This window comes from Rhodopila sp., from assembly GCF_965276935.1.
In the GTDB taxonomy this organism is placed as follows: Bacteria; Pseudomonadota; Alphaproteobacteria; order Acetobacterales; family Acetobacteraceae; genus Rhodopila.
The window spans coordinates 1,605,990-1,621,911 of the sequence record NZ_CBDIBS010000004.1; the positions used below are offsets into that span (position 1 = coordinate 1,605,990).

Here is a 15,922-nt window from a genome sequence, read left to right on the forward strand (position 1 = left end):
GCTCATTCCTCCGGCCCCAGCACATCCAGCAGCGGCATGGCGGAGCGCGGCCGGCGCCTGTCCAGATGGCGCCATCCCGGCTCGCCCAGCATGCGGCCGCGGCTGGTGCGCAGAATGAGACCTTCCTGGATCAGATAGGGTTCGACCACGTCTTCCAGGGTATCGCGCGCCTCGGCTAGGGCGGCGGCCAGGGTCTCGACCCCAACCGGGCCACCAGCGTGATGATCGGCGATGCGGCACAGATAGCGGCGGTCCATCGCGTCCAGGCCGAGACGATCGACCTCCAGCCGGGTCAGCGCGGCGTCGGCGATGGCGCGATCCACCGGGGTGTCGCCCTGCACCGCGGCGAAGTCGCGCACCCGGCGCAGCAGGCGGCCGGCGATGCGGGGCGTGCCGCGGGAGCGGCGGGCGATTTCCGTCGCGCCGTCGGCGGTGAGGCTGAAGCCCAGCAGGCGCGCGCCACGGGCGATGATGAGCTGAAGCTCCTCCGGCGTATAGAACACCAGGCGCAGCGGGATGCCGAAGCGGTCACGCAACGGCGTCGCCAGCAGACCGGCGCGGGTGGTGGCGCCGACCAGGGTGAACGGCGGCAGGTCGATGCGCACGCTGCGCGCCGCCGGACCGTCGCCGATGATCAGGTCGAGCTGGAAATCCTCCATCGCCGGATAGAGGATCTCCTCGATCGCCGGTTGCAGGCGATGGATCTCGTCGATGAACAGGACATCGCGCGGCTGCAGGTTGGTCAGGATCGCGGCGAGCGAGCCGGCCTTGTCGATCACCGGGCCGGAGGTGGCGCGGAAGCCGACACCGAGCTCGCGGGCGACGATCTGGGCGAGTGTCGTCTTGCCCAGGCCGGGCGGGCCGTGCAGCAGCACGTGGTCAAGCGCCTCGCCGCGGGCCTTGGCCGCCTGGATGAAGACCGCGAGGTTCTCACGCGATGCCTTCTGGCCGGTGAAGTCCGCCAAGGTCTGCGGGCGCAGCGATGTCTCGGCTGCGTCGTCCGGCTGACGTTCCGCCGAGATCGTCCGGTCGGCGTCGCTCATGCCATCCTCCTCATGCGGTGTGGCTCACGCCGTCCCCGTTCACGCCGTACCCCTGGGCGCCAGTTCCTTCAGGCTATCACGGATCAGCGCGTCCAGCGTGACGCCGTCGCCCAGGCGGCCGGCGATGCGCGCCACGACGGGCTGCGCCTCTGGCCTGCGGTAGCCCAGATTGATCAAGGCCGAAAGCGCGTCGTCGGCCACGCCGGTGGAGGCGGTGGGCGTATAGGACACGCCGGCGGAGGACGGCATGGCGCCGGCCTTGTCGCGCAGTTCGGTCAACAGCCGCACCGCCAGCCGCGGGCCGACACCGGGCGCGCGCGTCAGACTGGCCTTGTCGCCGGCGGCAATGGCACCGATGAGGTCCTTCGGCGCCAGCGCCGAGAGGATACCCAAGGCGACCTTTCCGCCGACTCCCTGCACGGTCGTCAGCAGACGGAACCAGTCGCGTTCGGCGGCGTCGGAGAAGCCATACAGCAGGATGGCATCTTCCCGCACATGCGTCTCGATCAGCAGTCTTGTCGGCGTGGGCGCCTGCGGCAGGGCGGACAAGGTGCGTGACGACGCCTGCACCAGATAACCGACGCCGCCGACATCGATGATGCAGGTGCCGTCGGAGAGCGCATCCACCCGTCCGGTGAGCTGGGCGATCATACTGACGATGTCCTGGGCCGTGTCCGCGAATCGGACCACGGTAGGGATTTATAGCAACCGGCGCAGGAAGTGACACATTGCGGACGCCGCCTCGATCAACGGCGGGAAGGTCGCCGGCCGGCCCGCCAGGGGACCCGTGCTGGCGGTTCTTCCGCGCACCGCGCGCTGGAGGCGACCGTTACGCGCCGCGTGGCCGGCGGCGGCTTGATTGGCTGCGCCGATGGCTAGAGCGGTTCCACCAAGCGGGGAACCCCTCTAGCTGTTTTGCACAAGCAATTTCATCAGTCTGAGATCGCTTCACTATACCAGTCAGGCTGATATTGCTCTAATTGTATTTCACGAGCAATTTCATCAGCCTGAGATCGCTTCGCTATACCAGTCAGGCTGATATTGCTCTAATTCAACGGCTATGGCGCCTGCGCCCGCCATGGTGGTTGAGGCCATCGCGGCGACCGGTCAACCTGCCGAAGGACGCCGACTACTGGATGTGTCCGCCGGCAACGCCGCTTGCCGGGTTGACGAGAAAATCCGCAAAGGCCTCGTCAGGAGCACGCCTGTCCTGGCTGGGCGACCCATGAAACGTCGCCTGGGATTGGCGCCATGAGGGGAACCGGACCATGACGCCACGTGCTTCATCCCACAGCGCGAAGCTGGGCGCGCGAAGGGCCTGGCGGAGCGTCAATGTCGTTACACCATTAACGAAGATGGGTTCGGCATCATGGCAGGCCTGCAAGCGGTAATTTGGCACGCGTGGCAGCATGTGATGCACGTGATGGAAGCCAATATTCCCGGTGAACCACTGCAGCAGACGCGGCAACCTCAGCAGGGAACAACCATGCAGCGCCGCCTCGGCCGGAGACCATTTACCGCCGCGGAACCATTCCGAGTCCTCGAACCGGTGCTGTACCGAGAACAGCCAGACGCCGACGATGGACGCGATCACCATGATCGGACCTTGCACGAACAGCACCGGCTTCCATCCAAGGAACGTTACCATCGTGGCGAGGACCGCGACAAGACCAAGATTGGTCAGGTAGACGCTGCGGCGTTCCTTGCGCCAGGCCTTCGGCGTGTCGAACGGCAGACGATACCATACAACGAACAGCAGCGGCGGCAGCAGAAGCTGGGACACCACCGGATGCCGAACAAGCCGATAGAACCAGCGGCGGAACGGAGACAGCGCCTGATACTCCTCCACCGTCAGGCAGGTGGAATACAGGTCCGTGCCGCCGTGGCGCTTGTCCAGGTTGTTCCAGATGGCATGATGCCCGGCATGCTGGCGGCGCCAACTCTCATACGGCGTGAACGTCAGCAGACCGCAGAACCAGCCGACGATCTGGTTGGCTCTGCTGGAACGGAAAAAGGAGCCATGGCCGCAATCATGCTGAATGATGAACAGGCGGACGACGAAGCCAGCCGTTGGAATGGTCAGCACAAGGGCGAGCCATGGAGACAGGTGGATGCCGACGTAATACATCGCGGCGAGGCCGACAGCATACAGCGCGGCGGTGCTGGCAAGCTGCGCAATGCTGCGGCCGACCGACGGCACTTGGAAAGCGTCCAGCTTGGCTGCGAGTGCTCGTCTGTTCAGCCGTGTATGCATGGCGGTCTGCATCAAATGGTCTTCTCGATGAGGTAGGATCTGGCGGCGTCCAGACTGGGACAGCGGCGCCGAGATCGTGACGACGATAATGTAGCTGATATCGCCAGGCCGAGGAAAAGAAAAGTATGCCTTGACAGAATAATTCGAAAAGTCCGGCGCGACTTTTCTCGCTGATCCTCGCCTGCCATGACGTTGGCGGGATAATGGCTGGTTTCCGCAGTCATTCCGGACTTCCAATGACCATGCCGGCCAGAAGGCGGCGGCGCGGCCGGATCCGAGCCTGATAAATCGCCGTCTCCCGGACCGGCACCACGTGATAATCGCCCTGACAAGTCATTTGATGAAGAGACCATGAGCATTGGCAATAGGCTGTACCTGCGCCTGGGCGGTGGCCAAGCATGTTGGCTTGCCTGATCGCCGGTTGGAGCGGACCAAGCAGGCCAGGACACGCGTGAAGCGCCACGGCTCGTTTGGTCAAGCGGAACAGCGTTTCCTGGGGCGGGCACGAGGCGGATGGCGATGTCCTATCGCAGCGAGAAGCCCATCGCGTGCAGCGTGGCGACCAGCTTGTCGCGGCCGCTCATGGCGGTGATCTTGCCCATCCGGCCGATCACCCGCCTGGTCCAGGTGTCGAACGCCATGCCGTGCCGCAAGGAAAACGCCGCCATGCGTGCGTCGTAGGCGGCGCGCAGTACCGGCTCCCGCGACGCGTCGTAGACATCGTGATGCACCACCGCGTCCTGCGCCAGCCGTGGCTTCACCTCGGCGGCACCCGCGGCCGAGGCGTATCCCACGCATAGACCGAATACGGCGAAGGCGCCGGGCGGCAGGCCGACAAGCTTGGCCACCTCGGTCGGATTGTTGCGCAGCGCGCCGATATAGACCGTGGACAGGCCAAGCGACTCTGCCGCCACCACCGCGTTCTGCGCCGCCAGCGCGGCATCGATCGCGGCGACCAGAAACGTCTCCTGATATGGCAGCGTCTCCAGTGTCACGCCTTCCTGCTCGCCCAATCGCCGGTTGCGGGATATGTCAGCCAGCCAAACCAGGAACAATGGGCACTGCTCGATATGGTTCTGGTGGTTTGCCAGCGTTGCCAACCTGGCCTTCTTGTCCGGGTCGGTCACGGCGATCACCGACCAGGTCTGCAGGTTGGAGCTGGTGGCGGCCGATTGGGCGGCGGCGATCAGCGTCCGCAGGGTGTCGGCCGGCAGCGCGTCAGGCTGATAGCCGCGCACCGACCGGTGCGACAGCAGCAGCGCGATGTGCGCGTTCCACGGACCGGCTGGGGGCACCTGATCAGCGCCGTAGCGCAGCGCCAGGGCCTCGGCGGCGGGCAGGGCGTGAGGCTGTGCGATATCCATGAGGGAAACCTAGGTTTGAGTAGCCGCAGCCAACTGTTCCGCAATCAGGCGGAAGTCGGACGGGTGCCAGAAGTATCGGGAAATTGCCTGACCCATCGTTCCGCGGCAAGGGCATCTCGGCGCAGGCGTGGGGCATCACGGCGCAGGCGTGGGCGCTCCACCACCCGCGGTGGGTGCCGCCAGGCCGCCGGGGTTGAATCGGCCAATGTTGCCGAGAAGCTGTTGCAGGAACGATGCCTCGGTTCCCGGTGAGGGTGTGGTCCGCGCCACCACGCTGACGGGCAGCGCGTCCGCCTTATCCAGCTTTCCAACGTTTCGCAGCACGCCCTTGTCATCAAACGTCAGGACCACGACGTTCTGGTTCAGTTCGCCAAGCGTCCGGCCAATGCGCTGCCGGGTTACCTCACTGATGTAGAGCCAGACATTGTCGTCGAACGAGTCGTGCGCGGTCGGCGAGCCAATCACCGCCGTCACGTCCGCCTTGGTCGAAGTACCGGGTACAAGTTCCTTGAAGTTCTCCGCATCCACCTTGTTGCCACGCAACTGCGGCGGTGGCATCAGCCAGCCGCAGGAGGACAGCGCCAGGCAGGACACGACCAACAGGCGCCGAGTGGTGGATGGCGTGAACCGGATGGGCATGATCAAGTCGGTATCCCATGAATTCTGATTGGCGGCGGATTGGACTGCCGCCGTGACACTCTATGTTGTGGGTGTCACGGTCGTCCATGCCGTGTCAATCGGCGGTTGATTCCATAGTGATCGAGGCGGTCTTGGCGGGTTTCCTGACTCTCGGGCGCAAGCCCCAGCATGAGCGTGTGGGCTTTCATCTATATGGCGCCGCCGTCGCCGCGGCGCGTAATCCCTTCCTCTATGTCGATCTCGGTGCGCCGGACACGCTGGACGGCCGGTTCGATGTAATCGGCCTGCACGTCTTCCTGCTGATACAGCGGCTGAAGCGTGACCTGGAACCGGGGCCCGCGCTCGCTCAGGCGGTATTCGACGCCATGTTCTTGGACATGGACATCAACCTGCGGGAGATGGGCGTTGGCGACATGTCCGTCGGCAAGCGCAACCGGGCGATGTGGGAAGCTTTTCACGGCAGGGCGGCGGCTTATGCCGCGGCCTGGGAGGACGACGAGGCGCTGGAGAAGGCATTCGCCCGCAACGTCTGGCGCGGTGCCGACCCGCCAGCGGGATCGGCCGCGGCCTTGCGGCGTGTTGCCCGCGCGCAGGATCGTGCGCTGGACGAGCAGCCTCTGGCCGCGCTGCAACAAGGGATCGTCACGTTCCTGCCGGCGGAGGAGGCCGCTCGATGACATCGGAGTTTCACCGGCCGGTGGCTTTCGACCGCGTCGGGGCGCACGGCCTGGACGTGACGGTTGACGCCACGGCGGCCGAATGCGCTGCCTTGGCTGAACGCATGGGGATTCCGGGCGTGCATGCGGTGTCCTGCGTCTTCCACCTGACCCGCGAGCGCCATGATGCGGTTGCCGCTCGCGGACATCTGCGTGCTGTTGTGACGCAAACCTGCATCCTGTCGCTGGAGGATTTTCAGCATTCGGTCGAGGAGGTGTTTCAGGTTCGCTTCGTTCCAGCCGACCAGGTGTCGGACGACATCGATCCGCAAGCCGACGATGAAATCCCGGTTGAAGGCAATGTCATCGACCTGGGTGAAGCAGCGGCCGAACAGCTTGGCCTGGCGCTTGATCCCTATCCGCGGATGCCGGGTGCGGACGTGCCGGAAGCCGAGACAGCGGCCGAACCGCACCCGTTCGCCGCGCTAGCCGGACTGCGCCGGCTCAACTGAGCGGCCGGGCTGGCGAAGCTCCGCGTAGGCGCGGGTAAATTCGGCGCCGTAGAGGAAGATCTGTGCCGAGTAGTAGACCCACAGCAGCGCCGCCAGCACCGAACCGGCGGCGCCGTAGCTGGAGGCGATGCCGCTGGTGCCGATATAGATGCCGATCGCCAGCTTGCCGATGGTGATCAGCAGCGCGGTCACCATGGCGCCCACGACAACGTCGCGCCAGCGCAGACGGGTGTCCGGCAGGATCTTGTAGATCGCCGCGAAGATCGCCCCCAGCAGCACCAGCGAGACGACGAAATTCAGCAGATGCAGCAATAGCGCGGTGAACGGCATGGCATTGTTCAGCAACTGCCCGACCGCGGCGATCGCCGCCCCGAGCACCAGCGACAGCAGCAGCAGGAAGCCCAGCGTCACCACCAGGGTCAGGCTGGTCAGCCTGGCCTTGATCAGGCGGGTGACCGTGGTGCCTTCCGGATTGGCCCGCCAGATCGCGTTCAGCGCCGTCTGCATCTCGCCGAACACGCCGCTGGCGGTGATGATCAGCGACACCACGCCGATCAGCGTGGCGGCAACGCCGGAGCGGTGGTTGGATGCGCTGCCGATCGCGGATTGCAGGAATTCGGCACTCTGCGGCCCCATGGCGTTGCCAAGCTTGGTCATCAGTGCGCCGCGCGCCGCGTCGTCCCCGAACACCAGGCCGGCGACGGCGACGACGATCAGCATCAATGGACCGACCGAGGTGACGGCATAGAACGCGATCGCCGCGCCCCGGCTGAGAGCGCCGTCGTCAATGAACGCCTCGGCGCTGCGTCTGGCGACAATCCAGAGGGTTTTCAACATGATTGTGTAACGCCGTGGTGGCGCAACGGTTCTTAAAGCACGATTGGTTTAGGTTGACCCATGGAATTGCGCTTCAACACGTTGTTTGATCGCGTGATTCACGCCTTCTGACTGGGTCAGCCGCAGGCGATCACGCTTTTAACGCCAGTTGGGCAGTTCCAGCGTGGCGGCCGTGCCATCGGTTGCTTCCAGGGTCAGCGAGCCACCGTGACGTTCGGCGAAGCGGCGGGCGAGCGTTAGGCCTTCACCCTCTCGCGGGCGGCCAGTGAATCCCCAGCCGTTGTCGATGATCGTCAGCGTGGTGAAAGCGGTCTCGGTGGCCAGCCGGACGGCGATGCGGCCGCTGGGCCGGCCCTTCATGCCGTGCTTGACCGCGTTGCCGATCAGTTCGTTCGCGGTGCGCATCACCGCCTCCCGCAGATGAATGGGGCAGGCGCCGCGGACGGAGACGCCGACGCGGATCGTCTGATCCGCCGCGCGCATCATCTCGACCATGGCGCCGCCCAGCAGCCGCAGCCGCTCCGCCATCGAGGCGGGTGCGTTGGTCAACCCGAACAATGCGTTGGAGATGGTGGCGGACAGGCAGATCCGGTGCTCCAGTTCCCGCGCGATCCGCTCGCCGTCCGGCGTATCGTGCAGGCCGGATGTTTCCCCGATCAGTCCGATGATGCGCTGTAACGTGTTCTTGGTATGATGGCGAAGCTGGCGCAGGTCGATTTCCGGCATGGCGACGGCATCGTCTTGCACCGCGCTGGCGGCGGACTCGGATGGCATGTCATTGGCGTGCGTCATTGAGTCCTACGTTGCGGCGCCCCGCCGCGTGGCACGGGACGGGGCGCCGGACTGGCGGGAAGCTGCCGTGATGGCTGGGACGAGACGGCGGCGAGCGGCATGAAGCCTCTGATCGATCCTGCATCTTGGTGCGGCGGCCAATTAGCCGAGCGTTCCGAAGCAGTTGGGTGATGAGGCCTAGCAAATGAAACTTAAGCGAATGTTAATCCGGACCTTGCGTCGGTGGTTTTCCTGGACAGGAACTCGTTCTGGTATTTTGCATCTTTCCGGACCGCTTGTGTGCCCTGAATGCGTTATCCCGACGTTGTTTCTGATAAATACCAAGTGCCACATATGTTGACCCATCGGAGATGGCCTCAACCGTCATGGCGGGCGCGGGCCGCCATCCACGCCTTTACATGTGTTGAGAAAAGCCGCGGATGCCGACCTTCGTCGGCATGACGAGGTGCCGCCGCCGATGCGTCACCTCTGCCGCCGGCTGGAATGAATACCAGTGTCTTCCATGTTCATTGGTCGGCGCGACGGTCGTAATTTTCCTTCGGATATGCCCGTTGTGCCGCAGCGGTCGAGGCGGTTGATCAGCGGGTTTCAGCCGTCTTCGGCCGCGGACAGGATGAACTGGCGCAGCAATGGAATCGTTAATGTTCCATCTTGAAGGTGGGCTGCTATAAGATGCCTGCATCAGGAAGGTTTCGATATGCTCGCCAAGCAACGACCGCAGCCGCCGGTCAGACCTGTCGGATTGATCGCCGTCTGGCTCGCGGTGTTCGCCCTGCTGACCGCCGGGCTGCCGCGCCCCGGACTGGCGGCGACGCTCGAGGTTGGGGCCGGCAAGCCATACCCGATGCCGTCCGCCGCCGCCGCCGCGGCACACGACGGCGACCACATCAACATCGCCGCCGGCTCATATTTCGACTGCGCGGTCTGGCGCGCCAACGACCTGACGATCCGGGGCGCCGCGGCCGACACCACGGTGATCACCGACAAGACATGCCAGGGCAAGGGGCTGTTCATTACCTATGGCAACAACATCAAGATCAGCGACCTGACCCTGACCCGCGCCCGCGTCGCCGACTTCAACGGGGCCGGACTGCGTGCCGAAGGCGGCAACCTGACCCTTGAGCGTGTGCGGTTCGTCAACGACCAGGACGGCCTGCTCGCCGCCCCCGCGCCCGGCAAGTCGATCATCATCCGCGACAGCCTGTTCCTCCACAACGGCACGTGCGAGGGCGGCGGCGGCTGCGCGCACGATATCTATGTCAACGAGATCGGCTTGCTGCGCCTCGAACACACGCGGTTCTTCGAGACACGGTCGGGCCATCATATCAAGTCGCTGGCGCATCAGACGGAGGTAATCGGCTGCGACCTTGCCGACGGCCCGAACGGTTCGTCGAGCTATGTGGTCGATGTGCCGCACGGCGGCGGCGTGCTGCTGCGTGACAACCACATCGAGAAGGGTCCCAAATCGGAAAATCACAGCTCGGCGCTGATCATCGGCGAGGACGGCGTAAGCCAGCCCACGCCGGAGATTGTTGTCGAGCACAACACCTTCCTGGTGGATGGTGACTACAACTCGTATCTTGTGAACAACATGACGGCAACCGAGGCGCAGTTGAAGGGCAACACGCTGCAAGGCAACGCGAAGGCGCTGCGCGGCGACGGCGTGGTGCATTGAAGGATCGGCGGCAGGTGCGGCTGACGTGGCGGCGGTGCATGGTTTGCCTGGACCTTTCGCGGGCGGCACCGGGGCATTCGCGGCTCCAGCACAGAAGACGGCCTTGGCGGATCGAGCGATGAAGCGAATGCTTAAAGGACGTTCGTGTTGCCGACGCGCCGACAGCGGCTGGTTGCAGCGGCACAGGGTCAGGATCGCCGGTTGCTGACGCCGGTTCCGGCGGTGCCGCCACGACTGGGGTACGACCGCTCGCCGGACCCGGCGATGCCGGGACAACAGGCGGTCTCCCGCATACCGCTGCTCTGCGTCGTCGCGCTGCTGATCCTGTTCATCATCTACGGCTCGCTCTACCCATTCGTCTTCATCGCGCATCCGGCCGCCGGCGGTCCGGTCAGCTATCTGATCGGCACCTGGCGGGACTGGGATGCGCGCGGCGACCTTCTCTCGAACATTCTTCTCTATTCTCCGCTCGGCTTCTTCGTCATCCGGGTGCTGCCCGACCGGCTTGGCGCGCCCATATGCGGGATGCTCACGATTCTGGCTTGTACCACATTGTCGATCTGCATGGAGATGTCGCAGTTCCATGATGCCGGCCGGGTCACCTCGATGGGGGACGTCTACGCCAACGCCATCGGTTCGGCGTTCGGCGCGCTGACTTCGGCGGCGCTGGGCGCCGGCCTGCGGTGGCCTCTGGTAGCGGCTTTGGCGGAATGCCCGAACGCGGCGCTGTTGCTGGTCATGTTCCTGGGTGATCGGCTTTACCCGTATGTTCCGATGATCGACATGCACAAGTACTGGCATGCGGTCCGGGGAATGATCCAGCATCCGGTCCTGCCGCCGGAGGAGGTGGCGCGCTACGCCATCACGTGGCTGCTCGTTGCCATGCTGGTACATTCGGTCTACGGGTTCCGGTCGTGGTGCCGGCTGTTCCCGCTGTTCGTGCTGGGAGAATTCGCCGGCAGGATCCTGATCGTTAATGCTGTCCTGACTTGGCCCGATGTGGCGGGCGCCGCGATCGCCTTGGTCCTGTGGGCCGGGCTGCTGGGCCGGATGCCGTCGCGCGCTGTCATCCTTACCGTGGCATTCGGCGGGCTGGTGATCGCGCTGCGTCTGCAGCCGTTCCAGTTCAGCCCGGTTGCCTTGCGCGGCTTCGGCTGGATACCGTTCTGGAGCCTTATGCATGGGTCGGAGAATGTCGCGATGCAGGCGTTCTGCGAGAAATTCGTTCAGTATGGCGGTATGATATGGTTACTTGGCCGCACCGGAACACCGCTGCCGGGCGGCACGGGGCTGACAGCGGGGATGCTTTTCCTGACAAGCTACGCGGAAACCTACCTGCCGGATCATACGGCCGAAATAACCGATGCCATTTTGGCGGTGGGAATCGGTGCGGCCTTCACGCTATTGGCCACCGTCGACTGGGCACGCGTGGCCGGGCGATCGGGACATGACGGATCAAAAGCCACATGATCTGGTTACAGCATGGCTGTCCAGGCGACATACGTGCGATTCAAGCTTCTGTGATTGTTCCGCACGCTTCGAGGGCTCCGCCCGCTTCGAGCCTATCAGGAATCTTGTGTGAGGGGTCATAGTGAAGCCCGAGGACGGGCGGAGGTATCTATGACAATTCGCAACGAGCTAATCGACGAGCTGCTCGCCGGCCAGGACCCATCCTCTGTCATGCGCCAGGACGGCCTATTGGGCGAATTCAAGAAAGCCCTGCTGAACCGGCTGATGGCCGCCGAGTTTGAGCCCCACCTGATCCAGGACCGCGCTTTCGGCGAGGGCAAGAACCATCGCAACGGCGCCACCCGCAAGCGCGTGCTGACCGACGACAGCCATGTCGAGGGTGACCATCCCGCGCGACCGTGAGGCGCGCTTCGATCCAGTACTGGTCGGCAAATACCAGCGCCGGCTGCCGGGTTTCGATGACAAGGTGATCTCGCTCTACACCCGCGGCATGAGCACCCGCGAGATCCAGGGCCACCTGGAAGAGATCTACGGGGCCGAGGTTTCGCCGCAACTGATCAGCACGGTGACCGATGCGGTCAGCGCCGAGGTCGCCGCGTGGCAATCGCGGCCGCTGGAGCCGCTGTATCCGGTGATGTTCTTCGATGCCCTGCGGGTGAAGGTGCGCGACCAGGGCACGGTCAGCAACAAGGCGGTTTACCTTGCCCTCGGCATCACCCCGGACGGCCGCAAGCATATCCTGGGGCTGTGGATCGACCCGAACGAGGATGCGAAGTTCTGGCTGCGCATCGTCAACGAGCTGCGCAACCGCGGGGTCCGCGACATCCTGATCGCCGTGGTCGACGGGCTGAAGGGGTTCCCCGCGGCAATCAACGCTGCGTTCCCGCAACCCTCCGCCGACTATTCCATCGGCTTCGCCGACGGAACCTTGAGCCGGCTCCGCCCTGGTGCAAATCTGCATCGTGCACACGATCCGAACGCAATTGCGCGTCGGCGATATGCGGGCCGTCGCCGCCAGGCTGGTTAGCAGACAGCGGAATGACATGGCGGATCTCCAAGCTGTCTTCGCCGACGATGATGCGCTCGATGACCAGCTGCAAGATCGCCTGCTTTTCGAAGAGTGTCGCTTCATCGAGGCGGGTAGATATGCGCGAGCAGAACGCCGTCAGGTTGGTCCGCACGACTTCAGCCTGTACGCGCTGCTGGCGTAGCCGATCTCGCTCCTGCTGCTGTCGCTCCAGGCCACGCCGCTGCTCAGCAAGGTGGTGTCGGCGCTGGGACAGCTCCGCCAAGTTGATAGCGTCGGCTTCGTAGGCGTCCAGCAGGCGCTTGTCAGCCCGGGCAATGCGGTCCAGCCGCGTGCGGAGTTGCTGATCGGCAGCACGATCGCGGGTGGTGCCGGCTTCCGCCGTCGCGGCGAGATGCTCGAATTGCGCCACCAGTCGGTCTGGATTGGACAGCAGGCCGGCGACGTGATCCCACACGGCCGTCTCGATCTCTTCAGCTTTGACGTTGCGGCTTGGGCAAGCCGTTGGACGAGCCGTCATGATGCAGTCCTTACCATGGCACTGATAGTAACGCCGTTCCGGTTGATCTGCTCGCGCCGGATAAGTGCGTCCGAACATGGCCAAGCCGCAGATCTTGCAAGTGAGTAGGCAACGCAGCAGATAGCTGTACTTGCTGTTGTTACGAAACGACAGTGAAGCGTTGCGCGCAAGCTGCGCCTTTGCCCGATCCCAAAGGTCGGGATCGACGAGCGCCGGCACAGAAATGGCAATCCACTGCTCACGCGGCTTGAGTTGGCGGCACGATGCCTCATGACTGTGCGGGCCGCGGTTGCGACGTGGCTTCTTTGGCGGCACAAAATTGTAGCGGTTGGCGTAGGCGATACCGGCATAGACCGGGTCCGCGAGGATGTGGTGCACGACCGTGGGCGACCAGGGATGGCGGCCGGAGCGCGGGTAGTGCGGCCCATGGTTCAGCTGTTTGAGGATCTGCCGGATGGTCATCTGCTCGTCGACGAGCCAGCCGTAGAGCAGGCGCACCAATTCGGCCTCCGCGTCATCGATTACGAGATGCCCAGGCACCGCCTCATGTCGTGGAACGTAGCGGTAGCCATACGGGGCACGACCGCCCAAGTAGTGTCCATCGCGCGCCTTCTGCAGCTTGCCGCGGCGGAACCGTTCGCCAAGAACGGCGCGTTCGTATTCGGCGATGGCGCCTTGGATCTGCAACAGCAACTGGTCGTTCGGATCGTCCGAGATCGGGTGCTGCAGGAACGTCACCTGGCAGCCGGCGCGGCGGAACTCTTCAAGCAGCAGAACCTGGTAAGCGTAGCGGCGCGCCAGGCGATCAGGGCTCAGCACGACGATGTGCTCGACGGCGCCGTCTCGGACAGCGTCACGCAGGCCGTCGAGACCAGGTCGGTCGAGCCGTGCCCCGCTGTATCCTTCGTCACGGAAGATATGCGCCTCGGCGAGGTGGTGATCCCCGGCTGCGACCCAGGCGCGCAGCGTGGTGAATTGGCTGTCAATGGTCTGCTGACGTTCCTGGCGCTCGGTTGAGACGCGGGCGTAGAGGGCGATGCGCATGGCGGACTGACCTCTGTATTAGGGATGGGATAAAGGGAGGTGGACGTGTCATCCAGAAGACGGCGGTAGACCTGATCCAGCCGCTCGGGCCCATCCCGTGTGCGGATGGGCACCGAGTGGATCGTCCAGGTCGCCCCCGCCCTGGCGCATGATGGACGCGGCATTGGGCTGGACCTTTGCAGGGACTGGACCCAACCGAATGCACCACATTCTGCTCAGGGAAACCGCGCGTCCCGCCGTCGGCGCCGCAGAGTCGGACCAGCACCGACGAAGGGAACCGAAACAGCACAGCGAACCGCGTCGATTGTGTACGGATCGTGCACCTGCTGCGCAACGCGCTGACCTACGTCGCCTGGCAGGACCGCCGCCAGGTTGTCGCGGCGCTGAAGCCGATCTACCAGGCGCCCATGGCGGATGCCGCGCTGCCGGCGCTGGATGCCTTCGAGGCCGGCCCCTGGGGCGAGAAATACGCCGCCATTGCCCCGCTCTGGCGGCGGCAGTGGGACCAAGTGATCCCGTTCTTCGCCTTTCCGCCCGAGGTGCGGCGGATCATCTACACCACCAACGCGATCGAAAGCGTGAATGCCAGACTGCGAAAAATCATCAAGACGCGCGGTCATTTTCCGACGGACGACGCAGCCAGCAAGCTGATCTGGCTGGCCTTGCGCAACATCACCGCCGCCTGGGGTAAAGCGGCGCATCATTGGAAGCAGGCGATGAACCAGTTCGCGATGCTCTACGCCGAGCGCTTCACCCGGGAGGCCTGATGCGACTGTCGGTTTGATGGCGACAAAACAGCCCCTGCTTTGCCGAGCTTGGCGCCGTGCTCAGCCCCGGTCAAATTGTGGGTCCTTGCCATGCTCGCCCCCAAGCGGGGGCTGCGCGTGGCTCAGGTCCCGCCGCAAGCGGCGAATTTGACCAAGCCTGCGCGCGACGCCGGTGGAATGGCAGGTCGGGACGGAGGAACAGGCGCTTTGATCGAACCAAGGAACATCGATCAGCAACGTCATGGCAGCTTGCCGAGTCGGGCGCTCGGTTCGATAAAGCTATCCACCCAATGGTGGGTACGACTGAAAACGCCTCACACACAGAAAATCTGACACTCCCACCTGGCGGTCTTCCTGCACACACAGGATCTCGGTCAGGTCAACTCCGGGAATGGCGACAAAGGCCGAGCCCTCCTGCTCTGCCTTGATGCTAAACTGCTTGTTGTATGCGGGAATATAGACCTCGCAGATAAAACGGGCGGCGGCCTCGACAGTGCTGATCGCGGCCAGCGCCAACTCCTTCACCAGCCGGTCGTGCAAGGTCTGAAACAGCCGCTCCGAGCGGCCTCTCGCCTGTGGGGAGTAAGCCGCGATGTGCTCGACGCCCAAATGCGCCAGCGCCCGGCCAACCTGCGTCGGACGCTGGCGATCGACCGGGCCGCCAGCCTCGGGGGTGTGGAAATAATGGCTGCCGCGGTCGGTGTAGAGGCTCGGCGGCAGGCCATGCTGGCCAAACACCTCCAGCAAGGCCTGGAACGTCGACGCCGTGCCTTCCTCGGGCACCAGGAAGGCCGAGTAGATCGTGTTGGTGTCATCGTCCATCGTCACGATCAGGTCCAGCGCGTCGAGCCCGGCAATCCACGCATGCCGTGAGCTATCCTGATGCAGCATCATCCCCGGCAACGGCCGCCGTGGCCGCTTGCGCCGGTGCGCGCCGCGCCGCTTGGCCTGCGCCAGCAAACCCTTGGATTGCAGAAATGCCTTGATCCATGTGTAGCTCCAGTTGAAGTTGTGATCCCGCACCAGGTGTTTGTGGAAATGCTTCGCCGTGAAGCCGCTGTAGCGGTTGCGATACAAGGCCTCTACCTGTTCTCCTTGATCGACCGGCACACGCTTGCCCGAGGCTCGGCCCAGCCGGCGGTCCAACAAACCAGCCTCGCCGCCCTCTTCGTAGCGATGGCACCAGCGGCGGAAGGTCCGCTCGGTGATGCCAAGCAAATCCGCCGCCTCGATCTGAGAGATGGTCGGCTTCGTCGCTACAGCATTTCGCCTCCGTTAAGTGGATCTCCTGCCTGTTGGTTACGTAAGGTACTGCTGTCAGG

The 15,922-nt window shown here is 64.4% G+C and carries 13 protein-coding genes and 2 pseudogenes; 6 read left to right on the forward strand and 9 right to left on the reverse strand.

Going from position 1 to position 15,922, the window contains the following annotated elements:
* Positions 1-2 precede the first annotated feature (2 nt).
* The 5 genes from ruvB to ACQY4S_RS23750 all read right to left on the reverse strand — a co-directional run bounded on the left by ruvB (position 3) and on the right by ACQY4S_RS23750 (position 5,300).
* Complete coding sequence (gene ruvB, locus ACQY4S_RS23730; protein ID WP_428487659.1) at positions 3-1,043, reverse strand: Holliday junction branch migration DNA helicase RuvB; 1,041 nt, start codon at positions 1,041-1,043, stop codon at positions 3-5.
* A 39-nt stretch (positions 1,044-1,082) separates the two neighbouring features.
* On the reverse strand, positions 1,083-1,694 hold the full coding sequence (gene ruvA / locus ACQY4S_RS23735) for a Holliday junction branch migration protein RuvA (protein ID WP_428487660.1): 612 nt from the start codon (positions 1,692-1,694) through the stop codon (positions 1,083-1,085).
* Between the two features lie 478 nt (positions 1,695-2,172).
* Positions 2,173-3,309: a fatty acid desaturase family protein gene (locus ACQY4S_RS23740; protein WP_428487661.1), complete on the reverse strand. Its 1,137-nt coding sequence runs from the start codon at positions 3,307-3,309 to the stop codon at positions 2,173-2,175.
* A 512-nt stretch (positions 3,310-3,821) separates the two neighbouring features.
* Complete coding sequence (locus ACQY4S_RS23745) at positions 3,822-4,661, reverse strand: NADPH-dependent oxidoreductase (RefSeq protein ID WP_428487662.1); 840 nt, start codon at positions 4,659-4,661, stop codon at positions 3,822-3,824.
* 135 nt (positions 4,662-4,796) lie between these two features.
* Entirely contained in the window at positions 4,797-5,300 is a 504-nt protein-coding gene (locus ACQY4S_RS23750; RefSeq protein WP_428487663.1) for an outer membrane protein assembly factor BamE, read from the reverse strand.
* A 116-nt stretch (positions 5,301-5,416) separates the two neighbouring features.
* Between ACQY4S_RS23750 and ACQY4S_RS23755 the strand changes: the two genes are divergently transcribed.
* Together ACQY4S_RS23755 and ACQY4S_RS23760 are read left to right on the forward strand one after the other, a co-directional pair.
* The gene (locus ACQY4S_RS23755) at positions 5,417-5,977 is read left to right on the forward strand and encodes a ubiquinol-cytochrome C chaperone family protein (RefSeq protein WP_428487664.1); all 561 of its coding nucleotides are present in this window, start codon (positions 5,417-5,419) and stop codon (positions 5,975-5,977) included.
* Positions 5,974-6,468 (forward strand): YceD family protein, encoded by a 495-nt coding sequence (locus ACQY4S_RS23760; protein WP_428487665.1) that lies wholly within the window; start codon positions 5,974-5,976, stop codon positions 6,466-6,468. The genes ACQY4S_RS23755 and ACQY4S_RS23760 overlap by 4 nt, the downstream gene beginning before the upstream one ends.
* On the opposite strand, the gene ACQY4S_RS23765 is transcribed toward ACQY4S_RS23760, so the two are convergent.
* Positions 6,442-7,305 carry a YihY/virulence factor BrkB family protein gene (locus ACQY4S_RS23765; RefSeq protein WP_428487666.1) on the reverse strand — a complete coding sequence of 288 codons (864 nt, stop codon included), beginning with the start codon at positions 7,303-7,305 and terminating at the stop codon, positions 6,442-6,444. The genes ACQY4S_RS23760 and ACQY4S_RS23765 overlap by 27 nt on opposite strands.
* Positions 7,306-7,443: 138 nt before the next feature.
* Positions 7,444-8,097, reverse strand: a complete 654-nt coding sequence (locus ACQY4S_RS23770) for an ATP-binding protein (RefSeq protein ID WP_428487667.1) — start codon at positions 8,095-8,097, stop codon at positions 7,444-7,446.
* Positions 8,098-8,794: 697 nt separating this feature from the next.
* Between ACQY4S_RS23770 and ACQY4S_RS23775 the strand changes: the two genes are divergently transcribed.
* The 3 genes and pseudogenes from ACQY4S_RS23775 to ACQY4S_RS23785 all read left to right on the forward strand — a co-directional run.
* The gene (locus ACQY4S_RS23775; protein WP_428487669.1) at positions 8,795-9,772 is read left to right on the forward strand and encodes a hypothetical protein; all 978 of its coding nucleotides are present in this window, start codon (positions 8,795-8,797) and stop codon (positions 9,770-9,772) included.
* A 147-nt stretch (positions 9,773-9,919) separates the two neighbouring features.
* Positions 9,920-11,242, forward strand: a complete 1,323-nt coding sequence (locus ACQY4S_RS23780) for a VanZ family protein (protein ID WP_428487670.1) — start codon at positions 9,920-9,922, stop codon at positions 11,240-11,242.
* 150 nt (positions 11,243-11,392) lie between these two features.
* A pseudogene (locus ACQY4S_RS23785) lies at positions 11,393-12,131 on the forward strand (IS256 family transposase); the annotation flags it as partial.
* On the opposite strand, the gene ACQY4S_RS23790 reads toward ACQY4S_RS23785, so the two are convergent.
* Positions 12,112-13,833, reverse strand: coding sequence for a recombinase family protein (locus ACQY4S_RS23790; RefSeq protein WP_428487671.1), 1,722 nt, complete (start codon positions 13,831-13,833; stop codon positions 12,112-12,114). The pseudogene ACQY4S_RS23785 and the gene ACQY4S_RS23790 overlap by 20 nt on opposite strands.
* Before the next feature lie 314 nt (positions 13,834-14,147).
* Between ACQY4S_RS23790 and ACQY4S_RS23795 the strand changes: the two are divergent.
* Positions 14,148-14,600: pseudogene (locus ACQY4S_RS23795) on the forward strand (transposase); the annotation flags it as partial.
* A 279-nt stretch (positions 14,601-14,879) separates the two neighbouring features.
* Here ACQY4S_RS23795 and ACQY4S_RS23800 read toward each other — a convergent pair.
* A complete protein-coding gene (locus tag ACQY4S_RS23800) occupies positions 14,880-15,842 on the reverse strand; it encodes an ISNCY family transposase (protein WP_428488487.1) in 963 nt (320 codons plus the stop codon).
* Positions 15,843-15,922: the final 80 nt, after the last annotated feature.